Origin of the sequence: Dermacoccus sp. PE3, from assembly GCF_001021715.1 — a bacterium.
GTDB lineage: Bacteria > Actinomycetota > Actinomycetes > Actinomycetales > Dermatophilaceae > Dermacoccus > Dermacoccus abyssi.
In genome coordinates this window covers 378,961-401,962 of the sequence record NZ_LDCM01000003.1, presented here as the reverse complement: position 1 = coordinate 401,962, position 23,002 = coordinate 378,961, and the positions used below count along the sequence as shown (strand labels likewise).

19 protein-coding genes are annotated in these 23,002 nt (G+C 68.2%); 2 read left to right on the top strand and 17 right to left on the bottom strand.

Features of this window, described 5'->3' with window-relative positions:
* Positions 1-98: 98 nt before the first annotated feature.
* From proB to rplU, 4 genes are all read right to left on the bottom strand, one after another.
* Complete coding sequence (gene proB / locus AA983_RS09740; RefSeq protein ID WP_047312039.1) at positions 99-1,235, bottom strand: glutamate 5-kinase; 1,137 nt, start codon at positions 1,233-1,235, stop codon at positions 99-101.
* A gap of 41 nt (positions 1,236-1,276) precedes the next feature.
* Positions 1,277-2,797 (bottom strand): GTPase ObgE, encoded by a 1,521-nt coding sequence (gene obgE, locus AA983_RS09735; RefSeq protein WP_047312038.1) that lies wholly within the window; start codon positions 2,795-2,797, stop codon positions 1,277-1,279.
* Between the two features lie 148 nt (positions 2,798-2,945).
* Positions 2,946-3,212 (bottom strand): 50S ribosomal protein L27, encoded by a 267-nt coding sequence (gene rpmA / locus AA983_RS09730; RefSeq protein WP_047312037.1) that lies wholly within the window; start codon positions 3,210-3,212, stop codon positions 2,946-2,948.
* Between the two features lie 49 nt (positions 3,213-3,261).
* Complete coding sequence (rplU, locus tag AA983_RS09725; RefSeq protein WP_047312036.1) at positions 3,262-3,567, bottom strand: 50S ribosomal protein L21; 306 nt, start codon at positions 3,565-3,567, stop codon at positions 3,262-3,264.
* 187 nt (positions 3,568-3,754) lie between these two features.
* Here rplU and AA983_RS09720 point away from each other — a divergent pair, with 187 nt between their 5' ends.
* Positions 3,755-4,291, top strand: coding sequence for a DinB family protein (locus AA983_RS09720; protein WP_047312035.1), 537 nt, complete (start codon positions 3,755-3,757; stop codon positions 4,289-4,291).
* A 70-nt stretch (positions 4,292-4,361) separates the two neighbouring features.
* Here the strand turns inward: AA983_RS09720 and AA983_RS09715 are convergent, their stop codons facing one another.
* Positions 4,362-7,403, bottom strand: a complete 3,042-nt coding sequence (locus tag AA983_RS09715; protein ID WP_082128833.1) for an Rne/Rng family ribonuclease — start codon at positions 7,401-7,403, stop codon at positions 4,362-4,364.
* A gap of 388 nt (positions 7,404-7,791) precedes the next feature.
* Positions 7,792-8,469, bottom strand: a complete 678-nt coding sequence (locus AA983_RS09710) for a TIGR03936 family radical SAM-associated protein (protein ID WP_322613749.1) — start codon at positions 8,467-8,469, stop codon at positions 7,792-7,794.
* Positions 8,470-8,578: 109 nt separating this feature from the next.
* Between AA983_RS09710 and AA983_RS09705 the strand changes: the two genes are divergently transcribed.
* The gene (locus AA983_RS09705) at positions 8,579-9,874 is read left to right on the top strand and encodes an MFS transporter (RefSeq protein WP_047312033.1); all 1,296 of its coding nucleotides are present in this window, start codon (positions 8,579-8,581) and stop codon (positions 9,872-9,874) included.
* Positions 9,875-9,896: 22 nt separating this feature from the next.
* Here the strand turns inward: AA983_RS09705 and AA983_RS09700 are convergent, their stop codons facing one another.
* The 11 genes from AA983_RS09700 to rbfA form a co-directional block, all read right to left on the bottom strand.
* A complete protein-coding gene (locus AA983_RS09700) occupies positions 9,897-10,952 on the bottom strand; it encodes a hypothetical protein (RefSeq protein ID WP_156170329.1) in 1,056 nt (351 codons plus the stop codon).
* Complete coding sequence (locus tag AA983_RS09695; protein ID WP_047312031.1) at positions 10,952-12,955, bottom strand: TIGR03960 family B12-binding radical SAM protein; 2,004 nt, start codon at positions 12,953-12,955, stop codon at positions 10,952-10,954. The genes AA983_RS09700 and AA983_RS09695 overlap by 1 nt, the downstream gene beginning before the upstream one ends.
* 86 nt (positions 12,956-13,041) lie before the next feature.
* Positions 13,042-14,109, bottom strand: coding sequence for a low specificity L-threonine aldolase (locus AA983_RS09690; RefSeq protein ID WP_047312030.1), 1,068 nt, complete (start codon positions 14,107-14,109; stop codon positions 13,042-13,044).
* On the bottom strand, positions 14,106-14,786 hold the full coding sequence (locus AA983_RS09685; RefSeq protein WP_047312029.1) for an SDR family NAD(P)-dependent oxidoreductase: 681 nt from the start codon (positions 14,784-14,786) through the stop codon (positions 14,106-14,108). The genes AA983_RS09690 and AA983_RS09685 overlap by 4 nt, the downstream gene beginning before the upstream one ends.
* The gene (locus AA983_RS09680) at positions 14,779-16,215 is read right to left on the bottom strand and encodes a DUF6421 family protein (RefSeq protein ID WP_047312028.1); all 1,437 of its coding nucleotides are present in this window, start codon (positions 16,213-16,215) and stop codon (positions 14,779-14,781) included. The genes AA983_RS09685 and AA983_RS09680 overlap by 8 nt, the downstream gene beginning before the upstream one ends.
* 162 nt (positions 16,216-16,377) lie before the next feature.
* On the bottom strand, positions 16,378-18,213 hold the full coding sequence (locus AA983_RS09675) for a long-chain fatty acid--CoA ligase (protein ID WP_369798788.1): 1,836 nt from the start codon (positions 18,211-18,213) through the stop codon (positions 16,378-16,380).
* Positions 18,214-18,278: 65 nt separating this feature from the next.
* Positions 18,279-19,379 (bottom strand): rod shape-determining protein RodA, encoded by a 1,101-nt coding sequence (gene rodA / locus AA983_RS09670; protein ID WP_225911000.1) that lies wholly within the window; start codon positions 19,377-19,379, stop codon positions 18,279-18,281.
* A gap of 16 nt (positions 19,380-19,395) precedes the next feature.
* Complete coding sequence (locus AA983_RS09665) at positions 19,396-20,346, bottom strand: bifunctional riboflavin kinase/FAD synthetase (RefSeq protein WP_047312025.1); 951 nt, start codon at positions 20,344-20,346, stop codon at positions 19,396-19,398.
* A gap of 9 nt (positions 20,347-20,355) precedes the next feature.
* Positions 20,356-21,393 carry a HoxN/HupN/NixA family nickel/cobalt transporter gene (locus AA983_RS09660; RefSeq protein ID WP_227484535.1) on the bottom strand — a complete coding sequence of 346 codons (1,038 nt, stop codon included), beginning with the start codon at positions 21,391-21,393 and terminating at the stop codon, positions 20,356-20,358.
* Between the two features lie 157 nt (positions 21,394-21,550).
* Positions 21,551-22,480, bottom strand: coding sequence for a tRNA pseudouridine(55) synthase TruB (gene truB, locus AA983_RS09655; protein WP_047312023.1), 930 nt, complete (start codon positions 22,478-22,480; stop codon positions 21,551-21,553).
* Entirely contained in the window at positions 22,477-22,911 is a 435-nt protein-coding gene (gene rbfA / locus AA983_RS09650) for a 30S ribosome-binding factor RbfA (protein WP_047312022.1), read from the bottom strand. Before rbfA ends, truB begins: the two co-directional genes overlap by 4 nt.
* Positions 22,912-23,002: the final 91 nt, after the last annotated feature.

Here is a 23,002-nt window from a genome sequence, read left to right as displayed (position 1 = left end):
AGCCGTGTCGCACCGAGCGATTCCAGGCGCGGCGCGAGCTTGCGAGCGCCGCGCCTGGAATCGCCGGAAGACGCGGCGAGGGAGCAAAATCGCCGTGGCTAGGGAAGAACCACGAGGTGGTCGCGGTGCACAAGGCTCCGCTCGAAGGCGGGGCCGATGTTGTCGGAGAGTTCGCGGGTGGAGCGGCCTTTGGCGCGTTCGACGTCGGCGACGTCGTAGTTGACGAGGCCGCGGGCGAAGACGGTGCCGTTCTCGTCGGCGAGGTCGACGGCGTCGCCTGCGAGGAAGCGGCCTTCGGTGGCGACGACTCCGGCGTGCAGGAGGGAGCGTCCTCGGTCGCGCACAGCCTTGACGGCGCCTTCATCGAGGACGAGGCGGCCGGCGGGCGTGGTGGCGTGAGCGAGCCAGAGGCGGCGGGCTCCGCGGCGGCGTCCGGTGGGCGCGAAGGCGGTGCCGATGTCGTCGCCGGCGAAGGCTTCGCGGGCCTGCGGCATGGAGGTGAGCATCGTGGGCACACCTGCGGCGGTGGCGATGCGGGCTGCGTCGATCTTGGTGCGCATGCCGCCGGTGCCGACGCCGGATCCGGTGCCGCCGATCTCGACGTCCTTCATCTCTTCGACGTTGGGGACGAACGGGATGCGCTTGGTGCCTTCGCGGCTGGGCGGGCCGTCGTAGAGGGAGTCGACGTCGGAGAGCAGGATGAGCGCGTCGGCATCGATGAGGTGGCTGACGAGCGCGGCGAGGCGGTCGTTGTCGCCGAAGCGGATCTCCTGGGTGGCGACGGTGTCGTTCTCGTTGATGATCGGCACGGCGCCGTGGTCGAGGAGCGTCTCGAGGGTGGATCGGCCATTGAGGTAGGTGGTGCGGCGGGTGACGTCGTCACTCGTGAGGAGTACCTGCCCGGCGGTGAGGCCGAGGCCCTGGAACAGCAGCGAGTAGGCCGACATGATCTGGCCCTGGCCGACTGCGGCGGCGGCCTGCGCCTCGGGAAGCGCGGTGGGCCGCATCTGCATCCCGAGCGGCGCCATGCCTGCGGAGATGGCGCCGGAGGAGACGAGGAGCACTTCCTTGCCCGCGTGGCGACGTTCGGCGAGGATGCCGACGAGCTCGGTGAGCGCGGAGTGGTTGATGCCCCCACTCGTGTATGTGATGGACGACGAACCGACCTTGACGACGACGCGTTTGGCATCGCGAATCTGCTCGCGAAGGCTCTCGCTCGTGTGGGCTGCAGACAACGGGGGTATTCCCTTCTCCGACTCGTCGAACGGCGAGGTGACTACTGGCGGTAGCCGTCGTGCTCGGTCCAGATACCGGCTTCCCGTTCCGCGGCGATCTCTTCGCGAGCCACACGCTGGCCGTCCTTGCGGCCGTGGAACTCGTCGCGCTTCTCGGCGCGAGTGGGGCGAGCGTTCTCCTCGAGGCGCAGGTCGGTGCCGCGTGCACCGAGCAGTTCCGCGCCCGCCTGCAGCGTGGGCTCCCAATCGAAGACGACGGCGTTGTCGCCGGGGCCGATGAGAACCGTCGAGCCGGGCACTGCGCCGGCCTTGAACAGTTCTTCTTCCACTCCGAGGCGGTTCAACCTGTCCGCAAGGTAGCCAACTGCTTCGTCGTTCGCAAAGTCGGTCTGGCGAACCCAGCGGGTGGGTCGCTCGCCGACAATGCGGAACATCGTGCCGTCCGTGCCACCCTCCTTGACGATCTTGAACCCGGCGTCGTCCATGGCCTTGGGCCGGACGATGACGCGCGCGGGCACGGCGGATTCGACTTCCTTGCGGGCTTCGGCGACGTGACGCGCAAGCGCGAACGTGAGCTCCTTGAGTCCGAGGTGGGCGACGGCGGAGACGATGAAGACTTCGAGGCCGCGGGCCTCGAGGTCCGGCTTGACCATCTCGGCGAGTTCGAGTGCGTCGGGAACGTCGGCCTTGTTGAGCACGACGATGCGGGTGCGCTCGGACAGCGGCTTACCGCCCAGCGAGTCGTCGGCGACGTACTCCGACAGCTCGTGCTCGATCTGGTCGAGGTCGCTCATGGGGTCGCGGCCCGGCTCGAGCGTGGCGCAGTCGATGACGTGCACGAGCACCGAGCAGCGCTCGACGTGTCGCAGGAACTCGAGGCCGAGGCCCCTGCCCTGGCTGGCGCCGGGGATGAGGCCGGGCACGTCGGCGATGGTGAAGCGCTCACTGCCCGCGTTGACGACGCCCAGGTTCGGCACGAGCGTCGTGAACGGGTAGTCGGCGATCTTCGGCTTGGCCGCGCTCACGACGGAGACGAGCGAGCTCTTGCCTGCGCTGGGGAAGCCGATGAGGGCCACGTCGGCGAGCGTCTTGAGCTCGAGCACGACGTCAGCCGTCTCCCCCGGTTCGCCGAGGAGGGCGAAGCCGGGAGCCTTGCGGCGGCGGCTCGCGAGGGCCTTGTTGCCGAGTCCACCGCGACCGCCGGCGGCAGCGATGAACCGGCTGCCGAAGCCGACGAGGTCGGCGAGGATGTTGCCCTCACGGTCCTTGACGACCGTGCCTTCGGGCACCGGAAGGACGAGCTCGTCGCCGTCGGCGCCGTTGCGCTCGTCGCCCGCGCCGGGCTTGCCGTTCGTGGCGCTGCGGTGCGGGTTGCGGTGGTACTCGAGCAGCGTCGTCACCTGGGGGTCGACCTCGAACACGACGTCGCCGCCGTGGCCGCCGTTGCCGCCGTCAGGGCCACCGAGCGGCTTGAACTTCTCACGCTTGACGGAGGCCACGCCGTGGCCGCCGTTGCCCGCCGTCACATTGAGGACGACGCGGTCGACGAAGTTCGTTGCCATGGTGGTTCCTTTCGGTGCGGCCTCGAGCGGACGCAGCCAGTGGACGAACGGCGAAGAGCCCTCGTCCTCGATTCTAGGGACGTGCAGACATGCGTGAAGGGGTGAGCCCGATTGCTGGGCTCACCCCTTCAACAAGCGATCGCGAGGATCAGGCCGTGATCTCCGGCTCGACGACGATGTCGACGACCTTGCGGCCCTTGCGCTGGCCGAACTTGACCGCGCCGGGGGCGAGAGCGAACAGCGTGTCGTCGCCGCCACGGCCGACGTTCTCACCGGGGTGGAAGTGCGTGCCGCGCTGGCGGACGATGATCTCGCCGGTGCCGACGATCTGACCGCCGAAGCGCTTCACGCCGAGTCGCTGTGCGTTGGAGTCACGACCGTTTCGGGTCGAGGATGCACCCTTCTTGTGTGCCATGTCGAAGCCTCTTTCGAAAATCTGTGGAAGATCAGTTCTGAGCCGTGGCTCAGCCGATCTTGGTGACCTTGATCTGCGTCAGCGGCTGACGGTGGCCCTGGCGCTTACGGTAACCCGTCTTGTTCTTGTACTTCATGATCGTGATCTTCGGGCCCTTGGCGGCCTTGATGACCTCGGCCGTGACGGTGACCTTGGCCAGCGCGTCGGCGTCGACCGTGATGTCGGAACCGTCGACGAGCATGAGCGGCTTGAGCTCGAACGACTCGCCCGGCTTCGTCGTCACCTTGTCGATCAGAAGGGTGTCGCCGACGGAGACCTTCTCCTGGCGGCCACCTGCGCGAACAATCGCGTACACGTGGGACTCTCTTTCGTCATGGCGCACTCGCTCTGTCTGACCGGCCGGTAGCTACCCTGCGAGCAGGACACCGGGCGCGGTGGGCGCACCAAAGATCAAGAGTACCGTGCGCGGTGGCTCGCCCCAAATCCGCGAAGGCCCCGAAATTCGCTTGCCCCCGCCGGCGCGCAGCCACCAAGCTGCACGCATGACGACACCCATCGTGCCCGAGCGCGACGACGAACGAGGCGATCCGCCGAAGGTGAGCGGCGAACGCGCCGTGCTCGACGGCTGGCTCGATCTCTACCGCGACACCGTTCTGCTCAAGATCGCCGGCCTCGACGCGGAGCAGCTCGCTCGCCGCAGCGTTCCGCCGTCCACCCTCAGCCTCATCGGTGTCGTGCGCCATCTCACGGAGGTCGAGGCGTACTGGCTGCGCGTCGTGCTCGACGACGAACAGGATGTGCCCGACTACTACTCCACCGCGGACGAGCCCGACGGCGACTTCGACCTCGCGAACGCCGCCGACGCGGCCGAGAACGTCGCCGCCTACGAGCACGAACTCGACGTGACGCGAGCGCGGGCCGCCGCGTGGAGCGACCTCGACTCCCCCGTGCGCGGCCTGCGTAGGGGCGAACCGGTCAACCTGCGCTGGATCTTCGTCCACCTCGTCGAGGAGTACGCCCGCCACCTCGGGCACATGGATCTTCTGCGCGAAGCCGTGGACGGCCGCACCGGCTACTGACGCATTCGTCGAAAGCGCCCCGCCACCTGCGATACGGCAGGAGGCGGGGCGCTCTCGTGGTGTTCGGCGATCAGGACTCGTCGGCCTTCGTGCCCGGCGCACCGGCCGGGGCGACGACGCGCGTGCGCTTCTTGCGGGCCGGGGCCTTCGCCTCGGAGGTGACCGCAGCCTGCGTCGGAGCGCTCTGCGCGGAACCGGCGGCGTCGCTCGCCTCACCGGCGACCTTCGTCAGCGGCGCGCTCGACATCGGCGCGGCAGCCAGGTCGACGGCCTGCAGGCTCACGGGCGCACCCGAGCTCGACGCCGCACGACGACGCGGACGCTTCGCGGCGGCCGTCGCCTCCTGCGTGACGACGGGCGCCTCCGCCTGAGTCGGGGCCGAGTCAGCGGCGACCTTCGGAGCATCAGCGGGCGTCTCGGGCGACGCAGCGGCAGCTGCCGGAGCGTCACTCGTGGTCGTGGAGGCCTGAACCGTCATGACGGTCGCCTCTCCGGCTGCCGTGGGCGCACCCGTCGATGTGGCGACACGACGCGAGCCTCGACGGCGAGCCGGGGCCTTGCCCTGCTCCTGCGGCGCGCTCTTCGTCGAGGTGCTCGACGACTCGACGTGCCCGACGTTCTCACGCACCGTGGTGCGCTCGGGTGCGGCCGCCTTCGTCGCGGCGTCCTTCTCGCTCACGACTGCGTCCTCGGACGAGGCCGTGGAGACCGGTTCGGACGTGGCCGACTTGTCGCCCGCGGAGATGGCAGCAGCGTGCGCCGCAGCCGCGATCTGGGCGAACCCCTTGTCGCGCTCGTCGCCCTTCTTGTCGTGGGACGAGTCGTTGGAGTTGGAGTTCGAGCCGCCGGAGGTGTTGCCGTTGCCGCCTCCGTTGTTGGAGCCACCATTGCCGTTGCCACCGCGACGCGAGCCACGACCCTTGCGGTTCGTGTCGTTGCCGTTGATGTCACGGTTCTCGACCGGGTGGTCGTGCACGATGATGCCGCGCCCATGGCACGACTCGCACTGCTCGGAGAACACCTCGACGAGGCCCGAACCGACACGCTTACGCGTCATCTGCACGAGGCCGAGCGACGTCACCTCGGCGACCTGGTGCTTCGTCCGGTCACGTCCAAGGCACTCGAGGAGACGGCGCACGACGAGCTCGCGGTTGCTCTCGAGCACCATGTCGATGAAGTCGACGACGATGATGCCGCCGATGTCGCGCAGTCGCAGCTGACGCACGATCTCCTCGGCAGCTTCGATGTTGTTCTTCGTCACCGTCTCTTCGAGGTTGCCACCGGAGCCGACGAACTTGCCCGTGTTGACGTCGACCACCGTCATGGCCTCGGTGCGGTCGATGACGAGCGAACCACCGCTCGGCAGCCAGACCTTGCGGTCCATGGCTTTGGCGAGCTGCTCGTCGATGCGGTGCTTGGCGAAGACGTCCTTCTCGCCGGTCCACTTCTCGAGGCGCTCGGTGAGGTCCGGAGCCACCTCGGAGATGTAGGAGTGCACCTCGTTCCAGGCGCGGTCGCCGGAGACGACCATCTTGGCGAAGTCCTCGTTGAAGACGTCACGGATGACGCGGACCGTGAGGTCCGGCTCGCCGTGCACGAGCACCGGGGCGTTGCCGCTCTCGGCCTTCTTCTGGATCTTCTCCCACATCTTCGTGAGGCGCTCGACGTCGGCGCGCAGCTCCTCCTCGGAGGCACCCTCGGCAGCCGTGCGCACGATGACGCCGGCGTCGGCGGGCACGACCTCCTTGAGGATCTTCTTCAGGCGCGCGCGCTCCACGTCGGGCAGTTTGCGGCTGATGCCCGTCATCGAGTTGCCCGGCACGTAGACGAGGAAGCGCCCCGGAAGGGAGATCTGCGAGGTCAGGCGGGCGCCCTTGTGGCCGATCGGGTCCTTCGTCACCTGGACGAGGACGCTCTCGCCCGCCTTGAGGGCGTGCTCGATGCGCTTGGGCTGGTTGTCGAGGCCGGCGGCGTCCCAGTTGACCTCACCGGCGTACAGCACGGCGTTGCGGCCGCGGCCGATGTCGATGAACGCGGCCTCCATGGAGGGCAGGACGTTCTGGACGCGACCGAGGTAGACGTTGCCGGCCATCGACGAGGCCTGCTCCTGGCGCGAGACGTAGTGCTCGGCGAGCACGCCGTCCTCGAGGACACCAATCTGCGTGCGGCCCTCGCGCTCACGCACGACCATGACGCGCTCGACGCTCTCGCGGCGAGCGAGGAACTCGGCCTCGGTGATGACGGTGCGGCGACGACCGGCCTCGCGGCCCTCGCGGCGGCGCTGCTTCTTCGCCTCGAGACGCGTCGACCCCTTGATCGAGGTGACCTCGTCCTTGGCCTTGCGGGGCTCGCGGACGCGGGTGACGGTGTTCGGGTCGTCGGAGTCCGAGCCGCCCGAACCGCTGCGGCGACGACGGCGGGTGCGCTTGCGCGAACCCGAGTCGTTGGAGTCGTCGCCGCCGTTGTCGGAGTCGTTCGAGGCGTTGTCCGAGGTGTCGTCCTCGTTCGCGTCGCCGTCGCGCTCGGCATTCTTGCCGTTGTCCGAGCCGTTCGACTCGTTCGAGTTCTTGTCGCCCGAGTTGTTCGAATCGCCGGAATCGCCCGAGTTCTTGGAGGAGTTCGAGCGGCGACCGCGGCCACCGCGCCGGCGGCGACGCGGGGTCTGGTCGTCGTCGTTGTCATCGGTGTCGTCGTCGCCGGAGGCGTTCACGTCGTCGGCGTCGCCGGAGTTGGCCGAACTGTCGCTGCGCTCACTGTTCCCGTCGCGCGAACCGCGACGACCGCCTCGCCCGCGGCTGCCACGCGAGGTGTCGTCCCCGTCGTCGCCGTCCTCCGAGCGGGACTCGGCGTCGTCGTCCGAACCGGAGACCTCATCACGCTCGTCCTCGCGGGGCACGCGCTCACGCTTGGGAGCGCGCTTCTGCGGGTCCGGAGCCTGGAAGAGCAGACCGAAGGCGGCGCCGGGCGCGGGAGCCGCAGCTGCCTCGTCGGTGGTGTCGGCTTCCTCGGTCTCGTCGACCTCCGGCGTTTCGGGAGCCTGCTGTGAGGCGAAAGGACTACCTGCGAAGAAGGGGCTCGCGAAGGTGGTCTCGTCGTTGTTCTCGGGGGCCATGGGCCCTCCTTCTCGTCGGCACGGCGTGTGCCACAGAAAGGCCCGTTTGGCCTTGCACGCGCCGCGGCGCGGATGAAGCAAATCGCCGTCTCGGGTCGTGACCCGCAACGACGGAAGTCGTCTTCTACGTGGATCGTCGGCTCGCGCATCGCGCGGCACCGAACGTCACGCCGCAGCCCCTCGCGGTCGGCAGCTTCGCAGTGTGTGCGTCGGCCACCCTCGCTCCGGACGGCTTCGGGTGAGGTGCGGCTCGCGCCGTGGTCCCCCACGTCCCGTCGGCGCGGTCGGAAGGTTCTGCGGGTTCGCCGCGAATTCTGTGAGACTCACGCGAACCACAGGCATTATCGCACAGGTCGTCACCGTGCGGCCCACTCGCCACGCGAGGACATCATTGCTCGAACGGGTCTCCGACCGTGTTGCCGGGCTCCAGAGTGCCCTGCGCGAGGCGGGTCATGAGCGGCGGGCGCGGAACGACGAGTTCCGTGAGTTCACCGATGCCCTTGAGCACGTCGTTGGGTCGCACGGCGGGCGTGGTGTGCTGGATCGTCATCGTCCACCGGGCGATCTCGGCACCGGCGTCGGAACGAACCCCGACGACATCGGAGGTGAGGACGGCCTGGCGGACGTCGAACTCGCGCACGCCCGACTTCGTCATGCGCGTGACGAGCAGCTCGGTGCGCGTCATGAACGCGTCGACGGCTTCGGTGAGGGTCTCGAGCGGGATGCCCTCGAAGTCGAGTTGCCAGACGCTGGCCTGGAGCAGATCCGCGAGCGCACCCGGTGCGGCTTCCACGACACGCAGGACCGCGAGATCCGTCGGCAGTGACTCGTCGAGTGCCTCACGAAGCTTCTCGACGTCACACACCTGCGTCAGTTGGAGCTGGAAGTACTCCGACTCGGACGCCGTTCCCGTCGGGGCAGCGTTGGCATAGGAAATACGCGGATGAGGGTGGAAGCCGGCGGAGAAGGCCATCGGCACGCCCGCGCGACGGACCGCTCGCTCGAGCGCGCGCTGAAAGTCGCGTGTCGAGGAGAAGCGCAGGCGCCCGCGCTTGGCGTAGCGCACGGACACCTTCTGCACTGCCGGTGCGGGAGGTGGGCCTTCGGGAACTCGCTGACGTGCCACGAGTGAGAAGCCTACCCGTGCTCGCGTCGAGCGCCTCTACCATGCGTTCATGACGCAGCCGATGCGCCCGCGCGCACCGCGGCTCCACCCCGCTTGGATCGTCGCGGGCATCACTTTCATCACAGCGATCTCCGCCGCCGGTTTCCGTTCGGCACCGAGCGTCATGATGCATCCGCTCCACGAGGAGTTCGGGTTGTCGATGGGCCTCATCGGCTCCGCCGTGTCGGTCAATCTCCTCTTCTACGGCCTCACTGCTCCGTTCTCCGCCGCGGCCATGGAGCGTTTCGGCGTCCGCGCGGTCGTGGTTGCCGCGCTCGCCCTCATCGCCGCAGGCGCCGTGCTGCCGGTGTGGATGACGCAGCCGTGGCAGCTCATCGCATGCTGGGGCGTGCTCATCGGCCTCGGTGCCGGCGTCATGTCGATGTCGCTCGTCGCGACGGTGAGCAACCGGTGGTTCGAGAAGCGCCGCGCCACCGTCTCGGGTGTTCTGGCCGCCGGGGCGGCGACGGGCCAGCTCATCTTCCTGCCGATCCTGGCCCAGCTCACCGATGCGTCGGGCTGGCGCTCGGCCACCGTCGCCATCGGTGCACTGGCGCTCGTCGCGATCCCGCTTGTGCTCTGGCGCATGCGCAATCACCCCGCCGACCTCGGCGTCAACGCCTACGGCGTACCGGCCGACGAGCCCGTGCGCACTCCCCCACCGGTTTCCACGGGCGCGGCCCGACTCGCGCTCTTCTCGCTCAAGGACGCGGCCGCCCGTCCGGCGTTCTGGATCCTGGCCTTCACGTTCGCCGTGTGCGGCGCGACGACGAACGGCCTTGTCGGCACCCACTTCATTCCGGCAGCCATGGATCACGGCATGGCCGGCACAGCCGCCGCGAGCCTTCTCGCGCTCGTCGGGGTGTTCGACATCATCGGCACGGTCTTCTCGGGATGGCTCACCGACCGCGTCGACCCAGCGCTGCTGCTCACGATCTACTACGCGGGCCGGGGACTGAGCCTCATCGTGCTGCCCATGCTCTTCACCGACGACGTGAAGCCGAGCATGTTCGTCTTCATCCTCTTCTACGGCCTCGACTGGGTGGCAACCGTGCCGCCCACCATTGCCCTGTGCCGCGCGTACTTCGGCCCGGAGCGAGGCGCCATCGTCTTCGGCTGGGTCTTCGCGAGCCACCAGATCGGGGCGGCGATCGCCGCGACGGCCGCGGGCATGGTGCGCGACGAACTCGGCACCTACACGTGGGCCTGGATGGTCGGGGCCGTGCTGTGCGGACTCGCGGCCGTGGCATGCCTGGGCATGGTGCGTCGGGGTCGCGTGCCGAGCGACGTCACCGTCCCGGCCTGATCCGGGTGGGCCGCCTCGGCCATCAGCGGAAGATGCGGGTGAGCACCGCCGTCGGACCTTCGATCGGGCCCTTCGTGAGCGGTTCGCGCGGAACGGCCGAGCGCCACAGGAGAGGAAGGACAAGTCCGAGAGCCGTGAGGATCGCGACGTTCGCCCAGCTGTCGTCGGGCTGCCCCAGCGCGTACGAGCGCACGTACCAGGCGAGGTAGCCGATCTGTACAACGTAGACGCTGAGCGTCATGGCCCCTGCGACGGAGAGCAGCGGGATGTCCACATGGTCGGGAGCGAACCCGAGCCAGACGCCCGAGATACCGACGACGAGCAGCGCGCAGAAGGCGACCTCGAGGTGCGTGCCGCTGTAGGGCTCGAAGTCGATGCGGCCGGCCTCCTTGGCGAGCATCAGCCCTGCAGCCAGGAGGAGCGAGAAGGCGCCTGCTGCCGCGATGTGCCAATTGAGGCGAACCGACGACATCGCTCGCCAGAGGATGATGCCGATGCACGTGAAGACGAGGAGCGTCGTCAGGCGATAGTGGGTGCCGGTGAAGACCACATTCCACAAACGCGCACCGACCTGGTCGCCCCGGACGGCAGCCTCGGCCGCCTTCGAGCCGAACGACTCCATGAAGTACGGGGCCGAAGCCCACAGCGCCGTCGCGACACCGGCAAGCGCCGTCACGGGAAGCCGAGCGAGCAACGGAGCCAGAAGGGTCGGCAACGCGAGGTAGAGCAGGACGATGTCGACCTGGGCTCCCCACGTCTCGAGCCACAAACCGAGAGCGACCAGCACGGCGGCGCGAATGCCGGCGCGCACGAACGCGGCCGGGAGCCCGCGGCTTCCTCGGTCACCCAGTTCGGCGCCGATGCCGATGAGAAGAGCGAACAGCGGCGCCGTGGCGAACTCCGTCAGGTTGAACAGGCGCAGCGGCCCGGGGCTCGGAGCGCAGTGCGCCACGAACATCGCGATGAGGACGAGTCCGCGCAGACTGTCGACGCGGGTGTCACGGCCCCTGACGCTCGCCGGAGCTCGACGTGCGCGTCCAGAGCGTCCTCGCCGGGACGCCCTGGAGCGTGTGGCCATCAGTGCGAGTGCTCGGCTGACGCCAGCTTCTTGGCTCCCGAGCCGAGAACGGTGAGTGGCAGCAACGTCTTGCCCGTGGGGCCGATCTGGATGTCGGTGTCCATCTGCGGGCACACGCCACAGTCGAAGCACGGCGTCCAGCGGCAGTCGTCGACCTCTTCCTCGTCGAGGGCGTCCTGCCAGTCCTGCCAGAGCCATTCCTTGTCGAGGCCGGAGTCGAGGTGATCCCACGGGAGCACCTCGAGTTCGCCGCGCTCGCGCGTGGTGTACCAGTCGACGTCGATGGGGTCGTCCATCTCCGCGAAGACGCGGGCGGCCTGTTCCATCCACCGCTCGTAACTGAAGTGTTCGCTCCAGCCGTCGAACCGGCCGCCGTCACGCCAGACCGCCTCGATGACCGACCCGATGCGTCGGTCACCGCGGCTGAGCAGCCCCTCGACGATGCCGGGCTTGCCGTCGTGGTAGCGCATGCCGATGCTCGAACCGAACTTCTTGTCGGAGCGGATGGCGTCCTTGAGCTTCTTGAGGCGCTCGTCGGTCTCCTCCGCGGAGAGCTGACCGCACCACTGGAACGGCGTGTGCGGCTTCGGGACGAAGCCACCGATGGAGACGGTGCAGCGGATGTCCTTGCGACCCGAGACCTGGCGGCCCGTCTCGATGACGCGCTTGGCCATGTCGGCGATCTGCAGGACGTCCTCGTCCGTCTCGGTGGGAAGCCCGCACATGAAGTACAGCTTCACCTGACGCCAGCCGGCGCCGTAGGCCGCTGCAACCGTGTTGATGAGGTCGTCCTCGGAGACCATCTTGTTGATGACCTTGCGGATGCGCTCGCTGCCGCCCTCGGGCGCGAACGTCAGGCCGGAGCGTCGACCGTTGCGGGTGAGCTCATTGGCGAGGTCGATGTTGAACGCGTCGACGCGGGTCGAGGGAAGGGACAGACCCGTCTGGGTGCCCTCGTAGCGGTCGGCCAGGCCCTTGGCGAGATCACCGATTTCGGTGTGGTCGGCGGAGCTGAGGGACAGCAGGCCGACCTCCTCGAAACCGGTTGCGGCCAGGCCGTTCTCGACCATCTCGCCGATACCGGTGATGGAGCGCTCGCGCACCGGGCGGGTGATCATGCCTGCCTGGCAGAAGCGACAGCCGCGGGTGCAGCCGCGGAAGATCTCGACGCTCATGCGCTCGTGCACCGACTCGGCCATCGGTACGAGCGGCTGCTTCGGGTACGGCCACTCGTCGAGGTCCATCACCGTGTGCTTCGAGACGCGCCACGGCACGCCCTGCGCCTCCTCGGTGAGGACGACGCGCTGGATGCGCCCGTCGGGCAGGTAGTCGACCTGGTACATCGACGGCACGTAGACACTGCCGGTACGCGCGAGCTCGAGCAGGAGGCCACGGCGTCCGCCGGGCTTACCGCTGCTCTTCCACTCCTTGATGATGTCGGTGATGAGGAGGACGGCCTCCTCGCCGTCACCGACGACGGCGGCATCGATGAAGTCTGCGATGGGCTCGGGGTTGAAGGCCGAGTGCCCGCCCGCGAGGACGATGGGGTCGTCGAGACCCCGCTCGTTCGCGTGCATCGGGATACCCGCGAGATCGAGCGCCGTCAGCAGGTTCGTGTAGCCGAGCTCGGTGGAGAACGAGACACCCAGCACGTCGAAGTCGCGCACGCTGCGGTGACCGTCGACGGTGAACTGCGGAACGCCGGATTCGCGCATGAGCGTTTCCATGTCCGGCCACATCGAGTACGTGCGCTCGGCGAGAGCGTCGTCGCGTTCGTTGAGCACTTCGTAGAGGATCATGACGCCCTGGTTGGGCACGCCCACCTCGTACGCGTCGGGGTACATGAGCGCCCAGCGGGTGGTCAGCTCCTCACCGTCGGGGCCGTAGCCGCCGCAATTCCAGTCCTTGAGTTGGGCGTTGAGCTCGCCGCCGACGTACTGGATCGGCTTGTTCACCTGCTCCAGCAGGGGCTCAAGGTCGTGGAAGAGGGACTCACCAGGCATGTTTCAAGAATAGGTGCGCCCACGGACAACCCCAAAAGGTTGCCGTGGGCGCGCCTGCCGCGTGAGTGTGACGGCCTGCCGGACGGTCAGCCGGTGGTTGCCTCAGCGATGGCTGCGACGAACGCGTCCACGTCGGTCTCGCTCGTGTCGAACGAGCACATCCAGCGCACCTCGCGGCGCGCCGCGTCCCAGTCGTAGAACCGGAACTTCTCGCGCAGGACGTCGGCCACACCTTCGGGCAGCACCGCGAAGTTGCCGTTGACGTACGTGTCCTGGGTGAACTCCACACCCTTGATGGAACCGTCCGCGAGACCGGCCTCCACGCCGTCGCGCAGACGACGCGCCATCGCGTTGGCGTGACGGGCGTTCTCGAGCCACAGCTCGCCCTCGTACAGGGCGATGAGCTGCGCCGCGACGAACCGCATCTTCGACGACAGCTGCATCGTGTACTTGCGCACGTACGGCAGGCCTTCGGCTGCCTCCGGGTTGATGACGACGACCGCCTCGGCGAGCATCGCACCGTTCTTGGTGCCACCGAGGCTGAGGACGTCGACGCCGGCGTCCGTCGTCATCTCGCGCAGACTGACGCCGAGGGCCGCCGCTGCGTTCGACAGCCGCGAGCCGTCGAGGTGCAGCTTGAGGCCGAGCGAGTGGGCGTGGTCGGCGAGCGCCTTGATCTCCTTGACCGTGTAGAGCGTGCCCAGCTCGGTCGACTGCGTGATCGAGACGACGCCGGGCTGCGCGCGGTGCTCGTCACCGAAGCCCCAGGCCTCGGTGTCGACGAGTTCCGGCGTCAGCTTTCCGTCGGGCGTGACGACGTTGAGGATCTTGAACCCGCCCACGCGCTCCGGGGCACCGCCCTCGTCGACGTTGATGTGCGCCGTCGTCGCAGCGATGACCGCGCCCCAGCGCGGCAACATGGCCTGCAACCCGACGACGTTCGCGCCGGTGCCGTTGAAGACGGGGAACGCCTCGACGTCGTCACCGAAGTGACGGGCCATGACCTCCTGCAGCCGCGCCGTGTACACGTCGGCGCCGTAGGCCACCTGGTGTCCGCCGTTCGCCGCCACGAGGGCTGCCATGACGTCCGGGTGCACCCCGGCATAGTTGTCCGAGGCGAAACCGCGCTCGTTGAGGTCGTGCTCCGTCTTCACGCCTGACTCCCGGTGAGGTCGATGATCTGGTCGTTCACGTCGGCCGCGTCGCCCGCGAAGGCGGTGACCACGGCGTCGGCGAGCGATTCTTCCAGACCGTCCAACCCCTTGACGCGGTAGATCACCGCGGCACCGGAGAGGTCACGTCCCTCGTCACGCGCGGCCTTGGTGAAGCCGTGTGCGAGGGCCCGCGTCCAGGCCTCCGTCGCGGCCTTGACCGCGGCGTAGTTGGCGCCACCTGCGAGAGGTCGCTTGAGCGCCGTGCTGGACACGACGGCAACCCGACCACGACTCGAGGCCTGAAGGTCGGCGTCGAACGCCCGGGAGACGAAACGCAACGCGGTGAACGAGTTCTCGAGGAACCGGTAGTCGGCCTCACTCTGACCGGCGAGGCCTCCCCCGCCGCGCCACCCACCGACGAGGTGGACGAGTCCGTCGATCGGCCCGACCTCGTGGTGCACGCGCTCGGTGAGGCTCGCGACGTCGTCCTCGCTCGCGAGGTCCGCGGTGAACGTCACGGTGCCCGGCACGGCTTCGCGCAGCGCAGCGAGCTTGTCATCACTGCGACCGACGGCGACAACGCGCGCCCCGGCACCGGCCAGGGCGCGCGCCATCACCTCGCCGCTGATGCTCGTGGCACCCGCGACGAGCACCGTCAGGGAATTCAGATCAGACATCCTTGCCCGTCATCCCGCTCGTGGAGAGGATCACCGGCTGCATCTTGCGGTTGAAGGCCTCGTAGAACATCGACAGCGGGAACTCGTCGTCGAGCACCGCGTCGGTGTAACCCTTCGGCGGACCGGCGAGCACCTCGTCCGGCAGACCCTTGGCCCATGCGGACGCCGGGTGCGGCGTGAGCACGCCGCGAATGAGGTCGTACGCGGCGAGCCAGTGCGTCACCTTGGGGCGGTCGATCGAACGCCAGTAGAGGTCGTCGATCGCGTCACCGAGTTCGACGACGGCGGCCGGCACGGCATCCCAGTCGAACGCGAGCGACGTGTCGGTCCAGTGAAGGACGCCCTTCTGGTGCAGCCACGCGAAGATCAGCTGCCCGCCGAGGCCGTCGTAGTTGCGCGTGCGGTCGCCCGTGATGGCGAAGCGGAAGATGCGGTCGAAGAGCACGGCGTACTGCACGAGGCCGGCGTGGTCGAGCATCTCCAGCTCGTCTTCGGACAGGCCGAAGCCCTCGTCACGGCGAGCGGCGAGCTTCTTCTCCAGCGCGACGCACTCACGGTAGGTCGTGAGGTCGCAGCGCAGTTCCTCGAGGGAGTACAGGAAGTACGGCATGCGCTGCTTGATCATGAACGGGTCGAACGGAAGGTCACCGCGCAAGTGGGTGCGGTCGTGGATGAGATCCCACATGACGAAGGTCTTCTCCGTGAGCTCCTGGTCCTGCGCCAGGCGCTCGGCGCCCTCCGGCAGTTCGAGGCGCGTCACGTCCGCGGCAGCCTTGAGCACCGTGCGGAAGCGCGCTGCCTCGCGGTCCTGGAAGATCGCCCCCCAGGTGAACGTGGGCACCTCGCGCATGGCCACCGTCTCCGGGAAGAGCACGGCCGAGTTGGTGTCGTAGCCGTCGGTGAAGTCGAGGAAGCGCAGCGAGACGAAGAGTCGGTTCGTGTACGCGCGCTCGAGGTCCTCGATGAAGCCGGGCCAGATGACCTCGGTCAGGACGGCCTCCATGTGACGGTTCGGCGAGCCGTTCTGGGTGTACATCGGGAAGACGACGAGGTGCTGCAGCCCGTCGACGCGGTTTTGCTGCGGCTGGAACTCGACGAGCGAGTCGAGGAAGTCCGGCACCCCGAAGCCGCCGTCACGCCAGCGCTCGAAGTCGACGACGAGCGCACGCAGGTACGCGTCGTCGTGAGCGAAACGCGGGCGCAGCGTCTCGACGGCATCGACGAGGACGGTGACGTCCTGGCGAGCCTGCTCGTGGTGGGCCGCATCCGGAATCGAACCGTCCTTGACCTGCACGCTCGCGATGCTGCGCGCGGCCTCCTTGAGGCGCTTCCAGGCCGCACTGTTCTCCACAGCGCCGTCTTCGACGACCTCGGGCTCCCCAACGATCTCCTTGTGCTCACGGTTTCGGAAGGTCGTGTCGACGGACATGGAAAACCTCCAATCGAGGAGTTGCGGCCGTTGGACCCACCCCGGGTCGATGTAAGCGGCGAACGTAGCTGACGGCTCTAACATTACCCGAAGGTGTGCCGCCTCACACAGACGAACGACCCGGTCCGATGCGGACCGGGTCGTTCGTCTTGAGGGTGCTGATCAGTCGGTGTAGAGGCCGTCCAGATCGCTCTTGAACTTCTCGACGACGACGCGACGCTTGAGCTTGAGGCTCGGCGTGATCTCGCCCTCCTCGATGGAAAGGTCGCGCGGCAGGATGATGAAGCGCTTGATCTGCTCCCAGCGGTTGAGCTGCAGGTTCATCTCGTCGACGTAGCCCTGCACCATCTCGCGGCAGGCGTCGCTCGTGACGATGTCGCGGTAGCTCTTGCCGGCCATGCCGTTCTTCTCGGCCCAGCCCGCGATGGCCTCCTCGTCGAGCGTGATGAGGGCGGAGACGAACTTGCGACCGTCACCCTCGACCACGAGGTTGGAGGCGTAGGGGCACACGCCCTTGAACATTGCCTCGATAGCACCCGGCGAGACGTACTTACCGTTCGAGGTCTTGAACAGGTCCTTCTTGCGGTCGGTGATGCGGATGTGGCCGCTCTCGTCGATCGCACCGATGTCACCGGTGTGGAACCAGCCGTCGACGAGCACGCGACTCGTCTCCTCCTCGAGGTTCCAGTACCCCTGCATGACGCCCGGGCCCTTGACGAGAAGCTCGTCGTCCTCGCCCAGCTTGAACTCGGTGCCCGGCAGCGGCCATCCGACGGTGCCGGCCTGGTTGGCGCCGAGGTAGGGGCGGTTGACCGAGGCCGCAGCAGACGACTCCGACAGGCCGTAACCCTCGAGCACCGGCATGCCGACGGCGGAGAACCACAGCGCGACGTCCTTGTTGAGGGCCGCCGAACCGGAGATGAAGTAGCGGATCTGCCCACCGAAGCGGTCGCGGATCTTCGCGAGGACGAGCTTGTCCGCGAGCTTGTACTTCGCCGCAAGGGCGCCGCTCGGCTCGTGTCCCTGGGCGCGGGCCTCGGCCACCTGCATGCCGACACCGACCGACCACTTGTAAAGCTTGAGCTTGACGCCGCCGTCGGCCTCCATCATGCCGTTGATGCGGGCGTAGACCTTCTCGAAGATGCGCGGCGCAGCGCCCATCCACGTCGGCTTCGTCTCGGGCAGGTTCTCGACGATCTTGTCGACGCGACCGTCGACGACCGTCGGGAAGCCGACCTGCATCGGCAGGCACAGAAGCATCTTGCCGAACACGTGGGCCAGCGGCAGCCACAGGTACTGCACGTCGTCGGAGTTGAGCAGCCCGGTCGAGTCGACGGCGGCCGCCTCGTACGCCCATGCGGAGTGCGGCAGACGCACGCCCTTGGCCGGGCCGGTCGTTCCCGACGTGTAGATGAGGGTGGCGAGGTGCTCGGGCTGGATGCCCTCCATGCGCTCCTCGACGACGTTGGGCTCCTTGGCGAGCAGTTCCTCACCGAGCTTCTGCAGGTCGTCGAGGGTGATGACCCAGTCGCCGTCACCCTCGCCGTCGAACGTGACGACCTTGACGATCTCACCGATCTGGTCACGACCCTGGCGCAGCTTGTCGACCTGCTCGGCGTCCTCGGCGAAGACGATGCGCGAGCCGGAGTCGGTGAGGATGTGGACGACGTCCTTGAGCTGCGACGTCGGGTAGACGGTGGTGGTGGCGGCACCGGCCAGCATGGTGCCGAGGTCGGCGAGCACCCACTCGAGGCGCGTCGACGAGGCAATGGCGACACGCTCCTGGCCTTCGATGCCCAGGGAGATGAGACCGGCGGCGATCGCGCGCACGTCCTTGTCGGTCTGCGCCCACGTCATCGACTTCCAGGCGCCGTCCTTGGCGAAGCGGAAGCCCTCCTCGTGCGGCGTCATCGCGACACGCTGCGTGAACAGGTGAGCGACGGAGCGTGCCTGGTTGTCGAGGATGCTCCGATCGAAGGTCTCGTCAGCTTTGTTCATGACCATGGTGTGCCCTCCAGAGGTGCGGCGCCGGCAGTTACCCGCGGGTTCACATCGTGTTTCCCTCACGATATGCGACGGCGCGATGCCGCATGGACGTTTCCGACGAGCCCGACCGCGATCCAACAGGAGAACATGCTCGAACCGCCGTAGGACACGAACGGCAACGGCACACCGGTGACGGGCATGAGCCCCAGGTTCATCCCGATGTTCTCGACGCTCTGGAAGAGGAACCAGCCCGCGATCGCTCCGCACAGGATGCGGCCGAAGGCGTCCCGCGAGCGGATGCCGATGACGAGCGTCCGCACGACGACGAACATCTCGAGGGCGACGATGCCGAGCGCACCGACGAAGCCGAGTTCCTCCCCTGCGACGGAGAAGACGAAGTCGGTGTACTGGAAGGGGATGAATCCACCCTGGGTTGAGCGGCCCTCGAACAGCCCCTGACCGAACCAACCGCCCGAACCGATGGCGAGCTTGACCTGCGCGACCTGATAACCGATGCCCGACGGGTCGGCCTCGGGCCGCCAGAACGCGAGGAGCCGGTCGCGTTGGTACTGAGCGAGCAACGGCGTCGTGAAGGCGAGGACCGCCACGGCCACGGCGGCGGCGAACAGCCAGGCGAAGACCCGCGCACGAAGCCCCGCGACTGCGAACGCGGAAACCGCCATCGCGGTGACGACGAGCGCCGAGCCGAGGTCCGGCTGCGCCATGATGAGCGCGAGCGGAACGGCCGCGAGACCGAGGCCGACACGGACGTCACGCCGGGCGAGCGCGCCCCTCACCTGATCGGTGTCGGCGAGCGCTGACGCGAGGGCAAGGCCGAGAGCCACCTTGGCAATCTCGGCGGGTTGGACGGAGAAACCCGGCAGCTCGATCCACGACCGCGAGCCGTTGATCGTGCTGCCCAGTGGACTGAGGACGGCGAGGAGTCCGAGAACCCCGGCGAGGTAGGCCAGCGGAACGGCAGCCCGCAGCGTGCGAGCGTCGAGGCGCAACACGGCAAACGCCAAAGCCATACCGACGGCGACGTTGAGTGCTCCGCGGACGGCAAAAGAGCTTCCGCTCGTCGTGGCCGTTGCCGACCATGTGAGCAGGATGCCGACGAGGCTAAGGCCCGCCGCGGCAACGAGCAGGCCGAGGTCGAGGTGCGCGAGGTCGCGCAAGCCCCGACCGCGTCGTTCACGAGCAGCCAAGGACAGGGCGTGAGGCGGCGACGTCGGCGTGCATCTGCTCGATGAGTTCGTCGATGGAGTCGAACTTCACGTTGCCACGCAGGCGGTCGACGAACTCGATGGCCACGCGCTCGCCGTACAGCTCGAGGTCGTCACGGTCCAGAACGTAGGCCTCCACCGTGCGCTCCGGAATGTCGAAGGTCGGGTTGGTGCCCACGGAGATCGCGGCCGGCAGCCGATACTCGGGGTGGTCCTGCGGCAGTTCACGACGCACGAGCCACCCGGCGTACACGCCGTCGGCAGGTACGACGCCGTCGGCGTCACGGGCGAGATTGGCGGTCGGGAAACCGAGCTCGCGGCCCCGTTGGAACCCCTTGACGACCTCGCCGACGACGCAGTGGTGACGCCCGAGCACGTCGGCGGCCTCGTCGACCTTGCCCGCTGCGAGCAACTCACGCACCTGCGTCGACGACCAGCGGACGCCCGGGCCGACGTCGTCGAGCGCGACGACGTCGAAGCCGAACTCCTGGCCGAGTTCGCGCAGGGTGTCGATGTCACCGGAGTTCTTGATGCCGAAGCGGGTATCCTTCCCGACGACGACGGCGCGGGCGCCGAGCGCGTCGACGAAGGTGCCCTCGACGAACTCACGGGGCGTCTCGGCGGCCAGTTCGCGGGTGAACGGCATGACGACGACGGCGTCGAGGCCGCGCTGTTCGAGCAGGTAGAGACGGTCCTCGAGCCCGGTGAGCAACTCAGGTGCGCGATCCGGGTGAAGGACGGCGAGGGGGTGCGGGTCGAAGGTCACCGCAACCGTCTTGGCGTCATGCTTGGCTGCCTGCTCGTGGAGCTCGGCGATCACCGCAGCGTGCCCTCGGTGGACGCCGTCGAAGTTTCCCAGGGTGACGACGGTGGGACCGAAATCGGTCGGCAGGTCGGAAGGATCACTCAGGCGCAGCACTCGCCCACCTTAGCCGTTGACGCCGAGCTCGCGCTCATCGATACGTGCCAGGCGCCACACCGCCACGGCGAGCAGCCACGTCACGACGAAGAGCCCGACGATGACGTATCCGACCTCGTCGAGCGGGATCGCGCCGAGCCACGCCACCGGCCCGCTCGTGATGCCCCACTTGTCGCTGACGACAGAGGCGAGTTCGATCGTGCCGATGACGAGGGCGACGACGACCGAGAGGCCGGTGACGGTGACGTTGTAGTACAGGCGCCGCAACGGCTTGGCGAAGGCCCAGTCGTAAGCACGCGTCATGAAGACGCCGTCCGCGGCGTCGAGCAGGCTCATGCCCGCGGCGAAGATGACGGGCAGGGTGAGGATGGCGTACCAGGGCAGGGCGAAGGCCGCCGCTCCGCCGGCGAGGACGAGCAGCGAGACCTCGGTCGCCGTGTCGAACCCGAGGCCGAAGAGGAAGCCGAGCGGGTACATCTGGGCCGGCTTGGTGATCGACTTCGTCGCACCGCGGAAGAAGCGCGCGAAGAAGCCACGGCCGTTGAGGTGTTCCTCGAGGGCGACCTCGTCGAGGTGACCACGACGGGCCCGACGCCAGACGCGCACGATGCCGATGAGGCTCACGAGGTTGAGGATGCCGATGAGCCACAGGAAGCTGCCGGAGACGGTGGGCCCGAAGATGCCGAGCCACCGGTGCAGGCTCGAATCGTCGTCGGCCACCGGTCCGGCGATGGCCTTGACGCCGAGGGCGAGCAGGAGGCACATCGTGAAGACGACGCTCGAGTGGCCGAGCGAGAACCAGAAGCCGACGCTCACCGGTTTGCGATCGCGCCCGTCGTTGAGGAGCTTGCGTGTCGTGTTGTCGATGGCCGCGATGTGGTCGGCGTCGAAGGCGTGGCGCATCCCGAGCGTGTAGGCCGTGATTCCCAGCCCGATGCCGAAGACCTGGCCCCGTCCGTCGGTGCCGAGATGGAGGTTCTGGGGCGCCACGATGAGCGCGAGCACACCCCAGCCGAGCACGTGCAGGAGGGCGACGAAAGCCGTCATCCCCAGGATCGAACGCCGCTCGGCTGCATTGAAGCCTTTCCACCAGGTGGGGAGCTTGGACACGGTGGCCTCTCGGGTGACGGTGCGAAACCTGAGCATCGTACGCCCGGAGCACCGACTGTTGCGACGGCGTCGCAGAAACCGGCTGGCCGGTGGATTACTTCGGGAAGGTGACTCGCGACTTCGCCTTCGGGGTGCTCTCGTCGAGGATCGCCGCGAGGCGCCCGTCGGGGGCGATGGCGGCCACGGTCTCGGCGCGCTCCGGTGCCGAGGCGATGCGCTGGCCGAAGGTCAGCGCCCGCTCCTCGTCTTCGGTGACGTGATGAACGGCGAAGGCGTCTGCGGCGGCATCCGCCATCGGGATGACGCTCGGGGCGCGGCCGGCGTCGACCTCGGTCGAGATGTCGTCGAGGGTGCGGGCAGCGTCGAGCGTGAAGGTGCCGACGCGGGTACGGCGCAGGGCCGTGAGGTGGCCGCCCACGCCGAGGGCGGCTCCGAGGTCACGTGCCAGGGCACGCACATACGTGCCCGAGGAGACCTCGACGACGACATCGACGTCCACGACGCGCGTGGCACCATCGGCACTCGTTTCGCGCACCTCGAGAACATCGAAGCGGCCGACCGTGACGGGGCGGGCGGCGAGTTCGACGTCCTCTCCCCCACGCACCCGGGCGTAGGAGCGCTTGCCGTCGACCTTGATGGCGCTCACGCTGCTCGGCACCTGGTCGATGTCGCCGGTGAGTTCGGCGACAGCAGCGCTGAGGGCCTGCTCGGTCACGACCTCGCGCGTGGCACCGGGCGCATCGACGACATCACCTTCGGCGTCGTCGGTGACGGTGGACTGCCCGAGCCGGATCGTGGCCGTGTACTCCTTGTCGCAGCCGACGAGGAAGGTGAGCAGCTTCGTCGCGCGATTGACGCCCACGACGAGTACGCCGGTCGCCATCGGGTCGAGGGTGCCGGCGTGCCCGACCCGGCGCGTGTTCGCGAGGCGTCGCATCCGGCCGACGACGTCGTGCGACGTCCATCCGGCCGGTTTGTCGACGACGAGGATGCCGTCGGGTGTCTGCGGTCGCGCGTCGTTCACTGCTCGTCCGCGGCCTCGGGCTTCTTGTACGGGTCGGCCTCGCCGGCGAACGCAGCCCCCTGCGAGGACCGCGCGAGTTCCTCGTCGCGGGCGCGCGCCTTGGCGAGCGCGTCCTCGAGGTGAGCGGCGCCCTCGGGCAGGGCGTCGGGGAAGAACTCGATAGTCGGCGTGAGGCGGATGCCGAGACCCTTGCCGACGTGGCTGCGGATGCGACCGCGGTTGTCGGCGAGCGCCTCGGCGGTGGCGGCGCGCTCGGCGTCCGAGCCGAAGACGGTGTAGAACACCGAGGCGTTCTGCAGGTCGCCCGTGACACGCACGTCGGTGATCGTGAGGAAGCCCACCCGCTCGTCCTTGAGACGGAACTCGACGAACTCGGCGACGAGCGACTTTATGCGGTCAGCGACCTTGCGGGCGCGAGCCTGGTCGGCCATGGGATCCTCCTTGAGCCGGGCGACGTTTTCGCCCCAACCCTATGTGATGTGTCGGGGCGTGAGCACCGTGGTTTTTGCGTGTGTGGCAGCT

Bases quoted from the DNA above. Each gene is read 5' to 3' on its own strand.
- obgE (WP_047312038.1), bottom strand. From the start codon at position 2,797: ATGGCAACGAACTTCGTCGACCGCGTCGTCCTCAATGTGACGGCGGGC.
- rpmA (WP_047312037.1), bottom strand. From the start codon at position 3,212: ATGGCACACAAGAAGGGTGCATCCTCGACCCGAAACGGTCGTGACTCC.
- AA983_RS09720 (WP_047312035.1), top strand. From the start codon at position 3,755: ATGACGACACCCATCGTGCCCGAGCGCGACGACGAACGAGGCGATCCG.
- AA983_RS09715 (WP_082128833.1), bottom strand. From the start codon at position 7,403: ATGGCCCCCGAGAACAACGACGAGACCACCTTCGCGAGCCCCTTCTTC.
- AA983_RS09705 (WP_047312033.1), top strand. From the start codon at position 8,579: ATGACGCAGCCGATGCGCCCGCGCGCACCGCGGCTCCACCCCGCTTGG.
- AA983_RS09700 (WP_156170329.1), bottom strand. From the start codon at position 10,952: ATGGCCACACGCTCCAGGGCGTCCCGGCGAGGACGCTCTGGACGCGCA.
- AA983_RS09695 (WP_047312031.1), bottom strand. From the start codon at position 12,955: ATGCCTGGTGAGTCCCTCTTCCACGACCTTGAGCCCCTGCTGGAGCAG.
- AA983_RS09685 (WP_047312029.1), bottom strand. From the start codon at position 14,786: ATGTCTGATCTGAATTCCCTGACGGTGCTCGTCGCGGGTGCCACGAGC.
- AA983_RS09680 (WP_047312028.1), bottom strand. From the start codon at position 16,215: ATGTCCGTCGACACGACCTTCCGAAACCGTGAGCACAAGGAGATCGTT.
- AA983_RS09675 (WP_369798788.1), bottom strand. From the start codon at position 18,213: ATGAACAAAGCTGACGAGACCTTCGATCGGAGCATCCTCGACAACCAG.
- AA983_RS09660 (WP_227484535.1), bottom strand. From the start codon at position 21,393: ATGACGGCTTTCGTCGCCCTCCTGCACGTGCTCGGCTGGGGTGTGCTC.
- rbfA (WP_047312022.1), bottom strand. From the start codon at position 22,911: ATGGCCGACCAGGCTCGCGCCCGCAAGGTCGCTGACCGCATAAAGTCG.